The sequence below is a fragment of the Solitalea agri genome, assembly GCF_023914155.1.
Taxonomy (GTDB): Bacteria; Bacteroidota; Bacteroidia; order Sphingobacteriales; family Sphingobacteriaceae; genus Solitalea; species Solitalea agri.
On record NZ_JAMWYS010000027.1, the window covers coordinates 56,334 to 74,562 of the forward strand.

The following is an 18,229-nucleotide window of genomic DNA, read 5'->3' on the forward strand; positions in this document are numbered from 1 at the left end:
TGATGATTAAGAAGGTATTACTGCTAGTGCAGATTGTTCTTTTTGTACAAATTCAGCTTTTTTCACAAACACTTGCCCCTAAGGTATGGACTCCTGATAATGGGAATGGAACGTTTAAAAACCCATTTTTATGGGGCGACTGGCCCGATCCGGATATCGTCAGGGTCGGTGATGAATTTTATTTTGTTTCTACCAGTATGCATTATGTGCCTGGCTGTCCCATCCTAAAATCTAAGGATTTAGTGAACTGGGAGATGGTAGGTTACGCGGTAGATAAATATGACGAAGATCCAAGGTATAACTTGCAGGGAGGCAACATGTACCTGCGTGGTTCATGGGCGTCAACTATCAAACATCACAACGGGTTGTTTTACGTAGGCTTTTGTACCCCGAAGTGGGATAATGAAAAGGGCCAGTTTTCCATCTGTACTGCAAAAAATATTAATGGTCCATGGACAAGAACCATTTTCCCGGAGTACTTATATGATCCGGGGTTGTTTTTTGATGATGATGGGAAAGTGTATGTGGCTCATGGACAGCAAAAGCTCTTTATAACTGAATTAAATGCGGATGCTAAGTCGGTAAAAACACCTCAAAAGGAGATATACGACAATAGGGCTTATCCTTATTTGGAGGGATCTCATTTATACAAGGTTAAGGGTAAGTATTACATTTTAGGATCTACAGGAGGGACAACGGGAAGACAGGTTTGTTTGAGGTCGGATAATATATATGGACCGTATGAATCCAAGGTTGTTATCAACGACGACCATACTTATCCAGGCAATGGTTTGCACCAAGGTGGAATGGTACAATTAAAAGACGGTTCCTGGTGGTTTATCATCATGCAGGATCGTGGAGCGATAGGCAGAACCCCTAATTTGGAACCTGTTACCTGGGTAGATGGATGGCCAATGTTAGGTGTAAATGGAAAAGGAGTGGACGTTCATAAAAAACCTAATGTTGGTAAAAGTTACCCTGTAAAGGTTCCAGCAACATCGGATGAGTTTAACTCTCCAAAGCTTGGTTTGCAATGGCAATGGAACCACAATCCCGACAATGCAAAATGGTCGTTGAACGAGAGAAAAGGATATATGCGTTTGCATGCTTCTTTGGCTACTGATTTAACTACGGCTCGAAATACGCTTACACAACGTGTTCAAGGACCGGCTTCAGAAGGAATGGTAGAAATGGATGTTAAGGGTTTGAAAACAGGTAATATAGCAGGCTACGGAATTTTTCAGTCGCCTTATGCATATATAGCTGTTAGAAAAAATGGTAAAGCCAACAGTCTGATCATGGTCAATAATGGGGTGGTTGTTGATAGTATCAATGACTTTAAACCAAGTAAAATCTGGCTTAAAGCGAATGCTACCCATATTGGTTTCGAAGCTACCTTCAGTTATAGTGTAGATGGTAAGAAATTTATACCATTTGGCAACAAGCTTAAAATGGCGTTAGGTTTAGACTGGACGGCTAACCGCTTTGCGCTGTTAAATTTTAGTACTCAAAAAGAAGGCGAAGGTGGTTATGCTGATTTTAACTGGTTCCATTTTAAAGGCGAAAACCCTTCGATCAATACGCAGAAGGTGTCTTGCAATGGAAATAGTTTAAAGATAGATGGAAAAGAAACATTTGTTTACAGTGCGGCTTTTCATTATTTCCGTTGCCCTAAAGAACTATGGAGAGATCGTTTTCAAAAAATAAAAGCTGACGGTTTTAACACAGTAGAAACCTATATTCCCTGGAACTGGCATGAGCGAAATATGCCGGAAAATGTTCAGGATGAATCCCAATTTGATTTTTCGGATTTGCAAGAATGGCTGGACATGGCTCATAAAGAATTTGGCCTGTATACCATTGTTCGTCCGGGACCATTTATTTGTGCCGAATGGGCTGGCGGCGGTTACCCGCGATGGTTAGCCAAATTTCGACCTAAAATGGATAGTTTCTGGTTAAGGAGTAATGATCCTGAGCATGTGAAATGGACCTTACATTGGTACAAAGCGGTAGGTAAGCTAATAGCCGATGAGCAAATTACCAATAAGCCAAAAGGGGAAAAAGGGATTATATTGGTTCAAATCGAAAATGAATATGATTACCATGAAATAACCACTGGCAAAACCGAATTCCTGCAAACTTTGCATAATGCTGTTAAGAAGGCAGGAATAAATGTTCCAATGTTTACGTGCCTGACTAATGAAACCAGGGGAAGTAAGGATAGCGTTTTGGCCGATGTTTTTGATAGCGATAACTATTATGTCGACTTAAACGATGCGATTAGTTGTGCAAAGCGCATGGCTAATTTAAAGGATAAGCAACCCAACGCTCCTGGCTTTGTAACTGAATTGCAAGGTGGCTGGTTTTCGACCGTTGGAGGAAAGTTAAGTGAAGATAGTCCTTCGGACTACCGTCATTTTTATGCCATCGGCATGATGTCAATTTTGGGCGGTGCCACCGGATTGAATGCTTATATGTTTTATGGAGGTACTCACCTGGAAGGTTGGGGTGCTCGTGGCCAAACCACAAGCTATGATTATAATGCGGCCATCAGAGAGGATGGAGGGCTTTCTTCTAAATACTTTGCAGCTAAAAATCTTGGGGCTTTCATTAAAAAATATCAGCAGCAACTGATCCACTCTAAAGGCGGTGTTTGCGCATTTGAAAAAGGGCCAACTGAATTAGCCGGAGGTATTCGCATTGCCGATGATGGGACCAAGTTTGTATTTATTCACAACAGCTCTTCTCAAAAGCGCATTGCGGGTACATCAATTGTTAATCCGGCATCGAATGGTTCATCTACCCAGCCAATCTATAACGTAGACCAAAACGAAAAGAAAGTTTTAATAGCAGTTGATTCGACCAAGAAAAATGTATTGAGTGCAGAATCATCCTTTGCAATCAACTATCAACTGGATTCAATGGAAACCAAAGTCTTGATTATTTCTCCCAATGGAAAAGCAGAAAACGGATTGTGGTGGAGTTTGTCAGATGAGGTTAAAAAGAGAACTGTTGATAAGCCAACGGAAACAATAATTCGGATTGCAGAGGCCCGCAAATACAATGAGGATTTCAAGACAAACTGGAAACAATTACCTGCGTCAGTTTCTCTACCTGAACTGGGTGTGAATGATTGCCGCTATGTATCGTATCGTTCAAAAGATACATTAACTGCAAAGGAGGCAAGTCGTTATGGTAAGTTACTGTTCAATACTTATTCAAGAGATATTTTGACTGTACAGGTTAACGGTAAGATAGCTCCTCGTTTATATCCTACTGATAAATACGCGGCAGCAGCAACCAGAAATGTAGAAAAGTCATTTGCCCTGATTAAGGATGATGAATATGACAATAGCTTTAATGTTGCCGGTTTATTGAAAGCAGGCGAGAACGAAATTGTAGTTGTATATGAAAACATTGGTCATGAGCACGGTTATTTTCCAATGGAAGAGCTAACCGGTATTCGCAAAGCAGGCTTAGCTGATACCATTGGGGTGATACAGAAGGAACTTAAATGGCAGGTGGCAACGGAGATGTCGGGGATTGAGCATCACTTTACTTCAACAGAATTTAATGATAGCTCATGGAAAGTAATCCCATTGGATATTACATCCGAAGTTCCTCGAAAAGGAAATAAAATTCAGCCAAACGGTAAGCAAGATGCGTTATTTACCTGGTACAGGGTGGAATTTGAATTGCCAGAAAATGCAGATCCAGCCACTACCTGGCGATTACTGATCAATGCATCAGGTAATGGTTATATGTATTTGAACGGTCATAATATTGGCCGTCATTATGAATTGGGGCCGCAACGTGAATTTTATTTACCAGAATGCTGGTTAAACAATGGTAAAGGCAAGAAAAATGTGATCACATTGGGTTTACGCCAAACCATGAACGGGTCAATAATTAAGGGTATGGAGATCAAAGAGTATGCGAAAAATGAAAGGTAGTTTTAAGTTATTCGCGTTCATTTTAGTCGTATTAAATAGCTCAATTGCATGGGGACAGAAGATCCCTGCTCCCCGAATTGATCTGAATTTTAATACCAAATGGGCCTTTTTCAGAGGAGAAGCCCAAGGAGCTGAAGCCATTCACTACGACGACAAAACATGGTCGGCGGTGACGATTCCGCATACCATACGACTTGAGACCAAGCACAATGGAGGAAACCGTAACTATCACGGAATTGCCTGGTACCGTCGTTACTTTAAAATTGAGAAATCTGCACAGGGTAAACGCATCACGCTAAACTTTGAAGGAGTTCAAAAAAACTGTGAGGTTTTCCTAAATGGGAAAAAGATAAAGGAGCATTTCGGCGGATACTTAGGTTTCGTGGTTGATATCACTGATAAGGTGAAATTTGAGGGAAGCAATGTACTTGCCCTTCGCATTTCCAATTTGGACGATCCTTTCACCCCACCCGGTAAAGCCGAGGCAAAAATGGATTTCAATTACTACGGAGGTATTTATCGGAACGTCACTTTAGTCGTTACCAATAAACTGTTTATTTCAGATCCGCTTGAAGCCGATAAAATTGCAGGTGGAGGCTTGTTCATTAGCTTCCCGAATGTTGATAAGAAGAAAGCAACAGTCAGCATAAAAACACACCTGGTAAATCAGAATGCGGAGGCGGCTAATCTTACCTTAATAACCAGTATTAAAGACAAAAATGGGCGAGAAGTGGCAGTTGAGAAATCAAACTCTGCTCTGCCTGGAAATGAAGATAAGGAGCTTGTCCAAAATTTAACTGTTGTAAATCCGAGTTTATGGCACCCTGATCATCCTTATTTATATCAGTTGGAGTCTAAAGTTTATAACGGTAAAGAACTGAAGGATGTTAAGATCACTTCGATTGGTATCCGAACCATTTCTTTTAAGTCACCAAGCGGCAAAGCTGATGGGTTTTATATTAATGGAGAGAAGCTTTATTTACGCGGAGCCAATCGCCATCAGAGTTATCAGCATATTGGAGATGCGGCTCCCAATTCTATGCAATTGCGTGATGCTTTGCAGATAAAAAAGGGAGGTTTCAATGCTGTGAGGGCAGCGCATTATCCACAATCGCCTGCTTTTCTGGATGCCTGCGATAAAATTGGATTATTAGTAATTGAATGTGAGCCTGGATGGCAATTTTTTAGCAAGGATTCGCTTTTTGTTTCCCGTTCTTACCGACAAATTCGGGAAATGATTCGCCGCGATCGCAATAGGCCATCGGTATTCCTTTGGGAAACATCCTTGAACGAATCGCCAACGCCTGAATTTTGGGCAAGAGAAGCAGTTCGAATCGCCCACGAAGAAATGCCAAACGATCAGCTATTTACTGCGGATGATTTTTTTGCCAAGGGAAGAAAATGTTATGACGTATGTTATAAAGTTGTTAACGAGGATGGGACCGACCCGATGCCGGATATGCCTTCGTTGACCCGTGAATGGGGAGATACCTGGATGGCTGATCCTCAAAAAGAGAACGGTTTGCGGGCTTCACGAATGTACAGTCCTAAAGGTTTGATCAACCAATGTATCTTGCGGCAAAATGCTTTGAATGGTACGCCGCTCGAAGAGGAAGGTGGTTATTGGGATCATGCCCGTTTGGATGCCAATGATCGGATTAGCGGGTATTTCTTATGGAGTTTTAACGATTTTCCTCGTGGTACGGAAGAAACTACAGCCTTTTGTGGAGTAGTAGATATTGATCGTTATGAAAAATTTGGCTATTACCAGTTGCAGGCAATGCAGGATGCTCGAAATCCGGTGTATGGTCCAATGGTGTTTATTGCCAGCTATAACAACCGTCCTGATCTGGATTCTTCCTTAATGGTATTTTCAAACTGTGATAAGGTAAAATTATATCGTAACAACAAATTAATAGGCGAGCAAACAAGAGCTGAGAATGCAAAAACGGCTCAATTTGTGGCTTCAAAAGGGGGGTGCCCTTACTTCAGATTTAATACATCTAAATATGAGGCCGGTGAGCTTAAGGCAGAAGGGTTTCTGGATGGAAAAATAGTTTGTTCTCATACAGTTAAAACTCCGGGAAAAGCACATCATCTCGAAATTGAGATTGCAGATAAAGGTATTCAGCCAATAGCTGATGGCTCTGATATGATCCCGGTATATGTTAAAGTATGTGATAAAGAGGGTACCGTTGTTAGCAATACAGAACAACTGCAATCGTATAAATTGAATCTCACAGCTTCAGGAAATGGCACTTTGATCGGTGCGAATATTCCACGTGTTGGCGTTGCGGAACAGCAGTCGGAAGGAGGAATCGGTTACGGAATTATTCGTACAACAGAACAAGCCGGAGAAATCGTTGTGACGGCTTCCTCTCCTGGGTTAATTTCGGCCACTGCAACTATTAAAACAGTGCCTTACCACGGTAAATATGTGCAAGACGGAGCACATAAGCCTTGGAGGTATGAAGAGGAGGAGAGTGAAACTGCTGCACCAGTGAAAGTTAATAATGGAGCTTCAATGCCTCCTGCAATCACGCTTAGTTCACAAATGCTTGGTGTAAATGGGAATGATAAAGCTCCAGAGCTTGATAAACTGGTAGATGGAAATGCCCGTAGTATTTGGAGACCTCAGAGCGATAAACTCCCAATCGAATTAAAAATAGATTTAGGAAAGTCGTTCACGTTAAAAGGCAGCAAGATCATTTGGGGTAAAGACAGTGACTGGTACACTTATTCTATTCAAGGATCTGCAGACGGTAAAAATTGGAATGACCTTGTAAGTGAAAGAAAGGTTTCAGGGCAAGATTATAAGCCGGTAATTTATGATGAGGCACAAGTCCGCTATCTCAAAGTAAAGCTATCAGAAGTACAACCAGAAAAAAGTAAAGTAGCCATTGGCGATATTGAATTGTATGGTGTGTCAGCTTTTTAGTTGATAGCGCGAAAATATAATTGCAGGAAACCGTAATTGTTAATGCAACCTCATTGCTACTTCGAGCAGTACTTGATGGGGGTGCTTTTGTATGAATATTCTTATCGCAATGGGGGGCTTTACCTGGTAACCCCATTTGCGTTTTATAGCTGAAATAGATTTTAAGTTTCAAAGACAATTTACCCAGCTACCTATTTAACTGCATTTTTAAGCATGATTTCCCAATAATGTCTAAAATTTGCGCAAACGTTTGCGTGTAATAAGCGCAAACGTTTGCGTGTAATTTATAGGCCTGTTTTGTTCCAAAGTGGTTTTACGGCAGTTTGAAATGATTATTAAAGTTTCTTACTTGGATGAAGATTAGTCGATTAGAAATGCAAACGGTTGCATTTACAGACTAACTGAAAAGCGGTGAAAACGGATAAGAACTCAGTTCTACCAGTTCATGTAAGAACGAAAAATCTTGAATTAATTGTGAGACCGCTTTCGGGGAGTGTTTAAGTATCAATCAAAAAAATGAAGGTTTCTCTTAGCTTCAACACCAGTCAAAAACCAATTTAGATAATAAAAAACCGATTGACGCGGCAACGACAATCAGTCCAGTTAAAGCGGCAGTTTTATGGATTAACAATCACGGAAATGATTGTAATTAACTGACGCATCAGTAAGCATTTTAAAACTTAAACTAAATAAATATATGAAAAAAAAGACTACACTGTTAATTAAGAGAGCGAGTGTTCTTGTCTTTGGTTGTATTGTTACTGTTGGAGGAGCTTTACACGCAACCCCAACTGATAGTAAAAGTTTAACCAAAGAAAAACAGTTAAAAGGAGCAGCAAGAACTGTTGCTACTTTAATTAAAGGTAAAGTTGTTGATCAGGCGGGCTTACCTTTAGCCGGCGTTACAGTTGCTGTTAAAGGGTCATCGACAGCTACATCAACAGATGGAGATGGTAATTTCCAAATTAATGTTACATCCGAAAAAGATGTATTGGTAATCAGCATAATTGGTTTCGAATCTCGTGAGATCACAGTTGGCAGTAATAAATCATTTAATATAATTCTAAAAGAAAAATCTACCACATTAAACGAGGTAGTGGTTGTTGGTTACTCGGCTAAGAAAACAAAGGAGATATCGAGTGCGGTAACTGTGGTTACTTCTGATAAACTTAGAGATGTAACTTCAAATGAGCTTACTACCTTGCTACAAGGTAAAGCTCCGGGTGTATTGGTATCAAGCTCAACGGGTGGTGACCCAACTTCGAGTGGAGATGTTGTTATCAGGGGTGTTAATACCATTACAGCCAGTTCAAGTCCATTATATGTTGTTGATGGTAATATCGGAGGATCTTATAATGTTGCTGATGTTGAGTCGGTAACAATTCTAAAAGATGCTGCTGCAACAGGTTTGTATGGTTCAAGGGCTTCTAACGGGATTATCATCGTAACAACCAAATCTGGAAAAGCAGGAAAAACCAAGGTTGAATTTAATGCGACTACTGGTTTGAGCCAGGCAGAATTTGGCAACTTCAAGGTTATGAACGCCCAGCAGTTGTTCGATTACCAATCACTATATTATAATCCAGATCCGTCAGTAGTAAATATAAACACCAACTGGAGAGATTTGGCATTTAGAAACGCAATAGTTAATAACTATCAGCTTGCTTTAAATGGCGGTACCGAAAAAACGCAGTTCTATCTTTCAGGAAATTATTACAATGAAGAAGGAACCGTATTGGGTAACGACAAAACCGGGTACAATTTCCGTTTGAATTTAACACATAACGTAAACACCAAGTTCAAAGTGGCCACCCACTTAAACGGTACCTTTACAAAAGATAATTATTACCACGATGCTATCTTAAAAGAGTCATACGTAAATATGCCATTTGACTCACCTTATGGTGCAGACGGAGCTCCTGTCGAAGCAACCTCAATTGTAAATTGGTTTGGTAGAGATCGTGAGAACTTCTTGCACTCTTATCAGTATAATTTAAACAATGCCCGTAGTTTAAATGTCAATGGAGATTTGAATTTAGACTACACCTTGTCAAAATTATTTACGTTATCTTCTTACAATAGAATGGAACTTGGTAATTACAGAGCTGAGCAATATTCTGATAAGAGAACCAAAGAAGGTGCAGGAGATGGCGGATGGTTATATAACGGGAATAGCTTTAACAATCGCTTATTAACCTCAAATCGTTTAAAGTATGAACAAAGTTTTGGAAGCCATAATGTAACGGCTTTAGCGGTTGCAGAGGCTGAGAAAAGCTATAGCGATAACACAGATGTTACAGGTCAGAATCTTCCTCCAGGCCGACCTTTCCTGTCAACAGCTACAACTACGAATGAACTTCCTGGAGGTGGTAGAGATGAATCTAGTTTCCAAAAAGGCTTAGTTTCTGTCGATTACAATTACAATAACAGGTATTTTGCCATTGCTTCATTGGTTCATGAGAGTTCTTCACGTTTCGGAAGTAATAATCCAGGCGCTGATTTCTATCAATTGGGGGCATCATGGATTTTGAGCAATGAGAGCTTCATGTCAGGTGTTACTGCTGTTAACTTCTTAAAGCTTCGTTCAAGTTACGGTACTACAGGTAACGCCGATTTTGGAAATAACTATGCGGCATTAGGCTTATATGATTTAAGTGCAGGATCAAGCTACGCTGGTTTACCAGGAGCTGCACCAAGTCAGAAAGCTAACCCTAATTTAACTTGGGAAAAATTAAAATCAACCAATATTGGGGTAGATGTAGGATTCTTAAATAGGATCGATCTAAACATTGATGTTTACCAAAAAGTATCATCTGATCTTTTATATAAACGACCTCTGCCGGCTACTTCAGGTTATGACTATATTTTTGAAAATGTGGGCTCAATCAGAAACAGAGGGGTTGAGTTTAACCTTACCACTACAAATCTAAAAGGTAAATTTTCATGGGTAACCAACCTGAATGTTGCCGTTAACCGTAACAAGGTATTAAGCTTAAATGATGGAGCAACCGAATTTAGTGCAGGAGCTGCACAACCTATTGCTGTTGGTCATGATATGAATGAATGGTACATGCGTAAATGGGTTGGTGTTGATCCTAATAACGGGGATCCATTGTGGGAGCAAATAGTTAAAGACGCTGATGGCAAAGAATTCGTGTCATACACCAACAGTTGGAATAGTGCTACTCCGCAATACACAGGAAAGTCATCGCAGCCTAAATTTACAGGTGGTTTTACCAATACGTTTAGCTATAAAAACTGGAGCCTGAGTGCTTTTGCCAATTTTGTTTATGGCAACAAGGTATATAATGGTGCTCGTGCCGGCTTTGATACCGATGGGTTATACGAAAGCTATAATGCAATGGTATTGGCGGATGGATGGAACAGATGGGAAAAACCAGGCGATATTGCTACCCACCCTAAACCAGTTTACGGTGGAAATCATTCATCTAACTCAACGTCCACCCGTTTCTTAGAAGATGGCAGCTACATCCGCTTACGTAATGTTAAGCTATCATATGATTTACCAAAAGCATTACTTTCGAGAATAAATGTAACCGGCTTGAGGTTTTATATGGGTGCTGATAACTTGTTGACAATTACCAAATTCTCTGGTCCTAATCCGGAAGTGATTTATAATAATACTGATAAAAACAGTTCATATTCATCAGGTTCTGCAGGTTATTATTACCCACAAAGCCGTAAACTTTTATTTGGTATGAACCTGTCTTTCTAATTGGGCAATCAATTATTTAAATGATCAAATTAATGAAAACTAAAAATATAAAGACTTTTTTACTGGCAGGATTAGTGCTATTAAGCAGTAGTGCTTGTGAGAAAAATTTTGAGCCATCAACGGCCATTAGTGATGAGTCGGCCTTGACCAATGCAGGCGATATTGAAACCGCAACAATAGGTACTTATGCTGTATTGAGAGGAAGCAAATATGTACGCAGTTATCACTTTTTAACGGAGTATCAAAGCGACGAAATTGCTCAGGGACAGAACTCCTCAGATGATTTAAGTCGTTGCTACAGATATACCCATGTTAAGAATGGCAGCCATTTAACCAATTTTTGGCAGCAGGCTTATAAAGTTGCTTTTGCAGCTAATAAAATTATTGGTGCCATTCCGGATAATGCTAACGGTGAAATGAAACGATTAAAGGGCGAAAATCTGTTTTTACGCGCAATGGTTCACTTTAACCTGGTTAGAATTTACGGTCGTCCGTATACTCAAAATAATGGTAATAATCCTGGAGTGCCAATCCTGAAAGACGGTCTTACAGAAGAGCAGGCAAACACCATTTCAAGAAGCTCGGTTGCTCAGGTGTATGACTTTGTGATTAACGACTTGTTGAGTGCTTCGGCCTTAATGGAAGAAGGAGAGAGGACTTCGGGCACCGTTAAAGCCAATTATTTCGCTACTAGCTATGCAGCAAATGCATTATTGTCTCGGGTATATCTTTACAAGGGTGATAATACTAAGGCAATTGAGTTTGCAGATAAGGTTATAAATTCTGGTAAATATGAATTATTACAAGGGAATGCATTTAAAGACTACTTTAAAATAGCTCCTGAGTCAAATAAGGAAACCATCTTTGCAATCCGATTTACTAAGGCGGAAGATGAAAGCTGGGGTGCTATCGGTTCTATGTACTACAGCGGAAACCCTGAGAATATTTCACAGCCGGCCGCGCAGGGTGTTGGTGAAGGCTACGCTGAGGTGTACGCTTCGCAGTCACTTGTTGACGAATATGCTAAAAATCCATCTGATTTGAGAAGCAGTTTTATAGCTCCTTACACAATTAGTGGTGTACTTCAACTGAATAGTAAACTTAGTCCTAAAACACCTATGTACTATGTTACTAAGTACAGTTTGCAGGAAGGTAAAACCAATCTAAGTTCACCTGTTTATTTACGCTTGGCAGAAATGTTCCTGATCAGGGCAGAAGCTAATGCCAAGTTAGGAAATACACAATTAGCCTTAAATGATTTGAATGTGATCAGAAACAGAGCCGGTATTCCTGCCTTAACAACTGCTGATGTTAGCGTAGATAAAACTATTTTGGATTTGGTATTGAATGAGCGTCGTTTGGAGCTTGCATTTGAATGTCATAGGGCGTATGATTTATTCAGAAATGATAAACCGATGAAGCGTAACTATCCAGGTACTCATTCATTGAATAATACGCCTAATACCAATATAACTCAAACTATTCAGCCTACTGATGCAAGAGTTATTTTCTTCTTGCCGGAAGTTGAGGTGAACAAGAATCCTAATCTGGTTCAAAACCAATAGAGGGTAATTAAAGAGTTTCGTAATCTAATTTAAATGGAAATGAAAAAACTTTATATAACGCTGGTTGCTATCACTACAATCATGATGGTATCATGTGAGGATAGTTCAGTGCTTTTTGATGCAAGTAAATTCCAGGCTGGTTCGCCTGATAATATGAATGAATGGACCATTACCACTGATAGTGAGGTGCCTTCAGGAGAGGAGTGGTTAGATGACTCGGGAGAGCATTTTACAGGCTTTGCTAAAGATTTACTAGATGGAAATGTAAATACCTATTGGCATACCGATTATACTAAGCAAGATTATGAGTATATAGATCCTTATCCACATTGGGTGCTAATTGATATGAAAAAGGAAAATCATTTAGTATCGATTTCAGTGACCAACCGTCAAGGGAACAGAAAGGGTATGAAAAAGTTCAAGTTGGAAGGTAGTATGAATGGTACCGAATTTACGAGCCTGGGTGAATTTGAATTTCAAGGAATCGATGCACCGCAAAGTTATCCTTTATCATCTACAAATGGTTACCGCTATATTAAACTAACAGCCATAGAAGGATATACTGCAGCTCAGTTTACTTATTTGTCTGAAATCTCCTTTACAGTTCTTAAATAAAGGATTTATTAAAATATAATTTAAGGGGGCTGTCTAAAATGTTAAGGTAGCCCCCTTTTTATATTGATATCCATTATCTGAGAATTCTATCTAATGACAATCAGTTGTTTGTTTTTGTAAGTCTACACTAGATCAATAAATAGTTAAATGATGAAAAATATTTTACTCATAATATGTGTACTCTGTTTAAGTGGTACGCTTATCCAGTGTAAAAAGAGCGACCCTGTTGAGCCAAAGAAAGATCCTCCTGTTGAGGAAACTCCAGCATTGCCTGTTGGTCCTACAACTACTGTTGCTTTAGCAGGTAACGCTTATGTAACCTCTACAGTCCCGGCAGATGAAATTATCACTTCCACTGGATTAGCTAATTGGAACAACTCAAACACTATTACCAGTACTTACTTTCGTGTAAACAGAACCGGAAAGTTGACCGTTCATTTAAAAGCTAAAGTTGCTCCGGCGGGTAATAGCAGTACCATAAAAGTTACGGTAAACGGAACTGCTTTTAATGTTAATCTTTCGGGAGCTGATTCTAAAACTTATGCAGTTGGATCTGTTAATATTCAACAGATCGGTTATGTAAAAATTGATTTGCAAGGTGTAAGTAAAACCGGAGTCTATTTTGGCGATGTTTCTGATATTATTTTAAGTGATTATGTTGGAGCATCAAATGTAGTTTATGCGAATGATGCGTCGAACTATTACTGGTCGAGAAGAGGCCCTTCGGTACATATGGGTTACACGGCACCAGCCGGAACAAATACCGAGTGGTTTTATAACGAACTGACTGTTCCAGTGGGTGAAGATAAGATAGGTTCTTATTTTATGTCTAATGGTTTCTCGGAAGGATATTGTGGTATTCAGGTTAATTCATCGACTGAAAGAAGAGTGTTGTTCTCTGTATGGGATCCATCACAGGGGAAAACCACCTTGGTTAAAAAAGGAACAAATGTAGTGGATAATACATTTGGGGGTGAGGGTACAGGCGGACAAAGCTATTTGGTGTTTAACTGGAAAGCCGGAACAACCTATAAGTTTCTTACTCAAGGTAAGCCCGATGGACAAGGTAATACGCTGTATTCTTCTTGGTTTTATAACCCTGATCAAGCGGCCTGGGTATTTATAGCTACCTGGAAAAGGCCAAATACCAATACGTATTTAACCGGTCTTCATTCTTTTCTTGAAAACTTTATCGATAATAATGGCTACATGGGCCGAAAGGTGCTGATTAATAATCAATGGGTGAGAAGCTCTGCAGGTGTATGGACGGAGATTACTGCCGGAAGATTTACTTGTGATGCCACAGGTTCAAATAATCAACGATTGGATTTTGCAGGTGGAGTTGAAAATGGCCATTTTTATTTGAAGAATGGCGGTTATTTTTCAAATTATGTAAACCCTAATGCCAGTTTTACCCGTACAGCTACTGGCCAACAGCCAACAGTTGACCTGACAACATTGCCATAGGCAACTAATCTATTTCAATATTTAAGGAGCTTCTGTTCAAGGGAGCTCCTTTTTATTTTTAAAAGATAAATCAGTGGTTGATCTATGTTGATTCGGCAAGCGATAATATTCAAATAATAATCAATTTAAAATGGTTTATTCTGCTTAGGTAAAACGCTATCTTTGACGTTTTCAAAAATTAACTTAAACCATGCTTGTTTCAAAATTAGCAGAGAACCTGATCGGTTCAGAAATATTAAAAATTGCAGCTCAAGTAAATGCAATGAAAGCAGCCGGAGCTCAGGTTAGTAACCTTACTGTTGGTGATTTTGATCCTTCAATATTTCCAATCCCTGAATCTCTGCAAGAAGAGATTGCAAAAGCCTACATTGCTAAACATACTAACTACCCACCTGCCGATGGTGTTTTGTCATTGCGTCAGTCGGTTTCAGCATTTTTAAAAGAGCATTTAGGCTTAGAATACTCTGCAGAAAAAGAAATCATGATTGCCGGCGGTTCTCGTCCGTTGATCTATTCAACTTACCTGGCCATTGTTGATCCTGGAGATAAGGTGATTTTCCCTATTCCATCATGGAACAATAATCATTACGCTTACCTGACTCAGGCTAATGCTGTAATGCTGGAAACCAAACCTGAGCATAACTATATGCCATCAGCAGCTGATATTGCCCCTCATGTAAAAGGAGCTGTTTTATTGGCCTTGTGTTCACCTCTGAATCCAACCGGAACAATGTTCTCTAAAAAGGATTTGGAAGAAATTTGTGATTTAGTGATTGCTGAGAATAAGTCGCGCAAAGAGGGTGAAAAACCTTTGTACATTATGTTTGATCAGATGTACTGGATGTTAACTTTCGGAGAGCATAAACACTATGATCCGGTTTCATTACGTCCGGAGTTAAAAGACTATGTAATTTATATCGACGGAAGTTCGAAAGCATTTGCCGCAACAGGTGTGCGTGTTGGATGGGGATTTGGTCCTGAATCAGTGATCTCTAAAATGAAACCAATTGTTGGGCACATGGGAGCATGGGCTCCAAAAGCCGAGCAAGTAGCTACAGGTGTTTTCTTACAACAAAAAGAAAATGTAGAAACCTATATGGCCAACTTCAAGGAAAAAGTTCAAAAGAGTTTGGCGGCATTACATACCGGATTTCAGCAATTGAAATCAGAAGGTTTTGATGTTGATTCAATTGAACCAATGGGCGCAATTTATTTAACTGTAAAAGCTAACATGAAGGGTAAAATTACCCCTGATGGCAAAGTGTTAAACACTGCTTCTGAGGTAAACTTCTATTTGATCAAAGAGGCAGGAATGGCCTTTGTTCCTTTCTCGGCTTTTGGTACTTCAGAAGATGAGTTTTGGTTCCGTGCGTCAATTGGTGCTTCTTCATTAGCTGATATCGAAGCTGGTATTCCGCGCTTAAAAGCTGCTTTGCAGAAACTTAAATAAGAACAAAAAATGTAGATAAAACGAAGGGGAATGAGTTGAAACTTGTTCCCTTTCGTTTTATTACCCCTGATGATAAAATTTAATTTATTAACAATCAAATTAATAGAGGGTTAATAATCAAATGCAAGCATAATTTTTTAATAATAAGAAAAATATTTTCTAACATTACGCTTCCAAGATTAATAAACTGATTCTGGAACATAGTGTATGAAGAGAGAACGTCCGACTAAATATAGTCGGGCGTTTTTTTTGCCCAGGTTAATTACTATGGCAATTAATCTATCGGCTCTTAAGAGCTGGTTGAAATATACTTTACAAGGCTTCTTTTAGCAATCGGAAGCAAGGTTTCTTCAACCGGGAATGTAAGTTCAGTTTCTACGGCATAAACAGCTGGAAGTGCAAGTGTTTTGCGGTTTTTTATCAGGTCTATTTTGATGTTTTCGCGGGTATTAAAAAAGGTATTGGCGTACGACATCACATAACTTGTATTAATGCCCCTAAGTAGCTCATGCGGGCTTTCTATTAATGTTATCCGATATTCATATACCTTAATATCATTGAAATTGCCATCGCAAATAAATAGATAACCGATATCGGTATTAATGGGCAGTAAGCCTACGGGTTCAATTACTAACTGATCTTCAACAAATTCATAGATTTCCTTTCCTTCTAGCAATGTGTTATCCATTTTTTCTATAGAAAATGAAATGATCGACTCAATTTCCCGCATTAGATTATCGTCTGCTATTAATCTTTCATAAGATAGTTTTAACTCTTCCGGGCTGAAATTTGTCAAACGTTCAGGGAATGATTGACTAAGCAGATTTTTGTTTTCTTTAAAAGCTACCAGTTTTCGATAATGGTAAATGAGATCTGAGAAAGGGGGGTAGAGTTTGTTCTTTCGGAAATGCAGGTTGATGTCCTGAAGGTAAGAGAGCAGCGTATATTTCTTCAGTTCAAAATCAATTCGACCTTCTGCAAACCAGTTTTCGTTCAGCGTCTTCATAATTCTAAAATGATGGTTAAACAGCTTAACATAACAAAGTTCTTCAGGTTAACACTGAGTAAGATTTGCCCATTTGTTAATAACCCTGAAAACTATGCTTATTTTTACACGCAAATGAGGTTTTTTACTCCTCTAAAATTTACTAAAAAAAACGAAGTCTATCAATTATGCCAAAGGGAACCTTATTTCTGATTCCATGCTCGCTGGGTGAAAATGTAATTGAACGCTCAATAGTTCCGGCTTTAAAGGAAACCATTGTACGTTTAGATGAATTTATTGTAGAGAATGAGAAATCGGCCCGCAAGTTTTTAAAAGAAGTGGGGATCACCAAGCCTCAAAGTGAATTAGTGATGCATGATTATGGTAAACATTCACGCGATGGTGATCAAACAAGGTTTTTAAAGGCTTTGGATGAGGGTAAAGATGTTGGATTACTTTCAGAAGCTGGTTGCCCGGCCATTGCCGATCCTGGAAGTGATATAGTGGCCCTTGCGCACCAAAAAGGTATTAAAGTGGTTCCGTTTGTTGGTCCCAGTTCATTGCTTTTGGCTCTTATGGGTTCGGGTTTTAATGGTCAGGGGTTTGCTTTTCATGGATATTTACCCATTGATAAAGCAGAACGCTCACGAAAGCTAAAGGATATTGAGAGCATTTCGCAACGATTAAAACAAACACAATTGTTTATTGAAACGCCATTTAGGAATAATCAGTTGTTGGAAGATTTGATTCGAACTTGTCAACCTGCAACAGAATTGTGTATTGCCTGTGATTTAACCCTGGATTCTGAATTTCTGAAAACAAAAACCATTGCTCAGTGGAAAATCGAAAAACCGGATCTTCATAAGCGGCCGGCGGTTTTTGTATTGTATAAAAGGTGATTTGTTATATAAAACCCACCCCCTGAATCCCCTCCAAGGAGGGGACTAGGTACATCACTTTTAAGATTCATTTTCTTCAATCCAAGTTTCTATCGTTCTCAAAACATTAAATAAATCGAACTTTACCTCCTTGTCATCAAATCTTAGAAAGCATACACCTAATTCTTCAAGTCTTTTCTGTCTTGTTAAATCTTTCTGAAAGCTTAGTTCTGAATCATGACTTTCTCCATCTATTTCTATAGCAAGAAATAAATCTTTGCAATAAAAGTCAACTATATAGTTATCAATTGGACGTTGGCGATCGAAATCATAACCTTTCATCTGATAGTTTTTAAGTTCTTCCCAAAGGAGGATTTCTGAAAGAGTCATATTCTTACGCAGGTATAAAGCGTAAGGTTTTAATTTCGGATTATAATAGATTATTTACCTTTTCATGAAAGAAGTAGATGGAAAGGAAAGATAGTAGCTGTAAATGACTATTGGTCTCTTTTCAAATAAAAAAATTATAGGCTTCTTGTACTTAAATGAAAATAGTGCATTGGACCAAAAGGAGGCTGTCTCAAAAGGACGGCCTCTTTCTATTTTCAGGGGTTATCAACAAGTTAAAGCAGGATTTGTTGA

10 protein-coding genes are annotated in these 18,229 nt (G+C 39.1%); 8 read left to right on the top strand and 2 right to left on the bottom strand.

Going from position 1 to position 18,229, the window contains the following annotated elements:
- Nucleotides 1-2: 2 nt before the first annotated feature.
- From NF867_RS07495 to NF867_RS07525, 7 genes are all read left to right on the top strand, one after another.
- On the top strand, nt 3-3,953 hold the full coding sequence (locus NF867_RS07495) for a beta-galactosidase (RefSeq protein WP_252587195.1): 3,951 nt from the start codon (nt 3-5) through the stop codon (nt 3,951-3,953).
- Nucleotides 3,943-6,891, top strand: coding sequence for a glycoside hydrolase family 2 TIM barrel-domain containing protein (locus NF867_RS07500; protein ID WP_252587196.1), 2,949 nt, complete (start codon nt 3,943-3,945; stop codon nt 6,889-6,891). Before NF867_RS07495 ends, NF867_RS07500 begins: the two co-directional genes overlap by 11 nt.
- Before the next feature lie 697 nt (nt 6,892-7,588).
- Nucleotides 7,589-10,627, top strand: coding sequence for a SusC/RagA family TonB-linked outer membrane protein (locus tag NF867_RS07505; protein WP_252587197.1), 3,039 nt, complete (start codon nt 7,589-7,591; stop codon nt 10,625-10,627).
- A 32-nt stretch (nt 10,628-10,659) separates the two neighbouring features.
- Nucleotides 10,660-12,192 (top strand): RagB/SusD family nutrient uptake outer membrane protein, encoded by a 1,533-nt coding sequence (locus NF867_RS07510; RefSeq protein ID WP_252587198.1) that lies wholly within the window; start codon nt 10,660-10,662, stop codon nt 12,190-12,192.
- Between the two features lie 39 nt (nt 12,193-12,231).
- Nucleotides 12,232-12,807 carry a discoidin domain-containing protein gene (locus NF867_RS07515; RefSeq protein WP_252587199.1) on the top strand — a complete coding sequence of 192 codons (576 nt, stop codon included), beginning with the start codon at nt 12,232-12,234 and terminating at the stop codon, nt 12,805-12,807.
- Nucleotides 12,808-12,954: 147 nt separating this feature from the next.
- Entirely contained in the window at nt 12,955-14,274 is a 1,320-nt protein-coding gene (locus tag NF867_RS07520; RefSeq protein ID WP_252587200.1) for a DUF3472 domain-containing protein, read from the top strand.
- Nucleotides 14,275-14,464: 190 nt separating this feature from the next.
- On the top strand, nt 14,465-15,724 hold the full coding sequence (locus NF867_RS07525) for a pyridoxal phosphate-dependent aminotransferase (protein WP_252587201.1): 1,260 nt from the start codon (nt 14,465-14,467) through the stop codon (nt 15,722-15,724).
- Nucleotides 15,725-16,013: 289 nt separating this feature from the next.
- On the opposite strand, the gene NF867_RS07530 is transcribed toward NF867_RS07525, so the two are convergent.
- A complete protein-coding gene (locus NF867_RS07530) occupies nt 16,014-16,730 on the bottom strand; it encodes a hypothetical protein (RefSeq protein ID WP_252587202.1) in 717 nt (238 codons plus the stop codon).
- A gap of 167 nt (nt 16,731-16,897) precedes the next feature.
- Here NF867_RS07530 and NF867_RS07535 point away from each other — a divergent pair, with 167 nt between their 5' ends.
- Nucleotides 16,898-17,608, top strand: coding sequence for an SAM-dependent methyltransferase (locus tag NF867_RS07535; RefSeq protein WP_252587203.1), 711 nt, complete (start codon nt 16,898-16,900; stop codon nt 17,606-17,608).
- A 60-nt stretch (nt 17,609-17,668) separates the two neighbouring features.
- On the opposite strand, the gene NF867_RS07540 is transcribed toward NF867_RS07535, so the two are convergent.
- On the bottom strand, nt 17,669-18,031 hold the full coding sequence (locus NF867_RS07540; RefSeq protein WP_341870036.1) for an endonuclease domain-containing protein: 363 nt from the start codon (nt 18,029-18,031) through the stop codon (nt 17,669-17,671).
- Between the last annotated feature and the right edge of the window lie 198 nt (nt 18,032-18,229).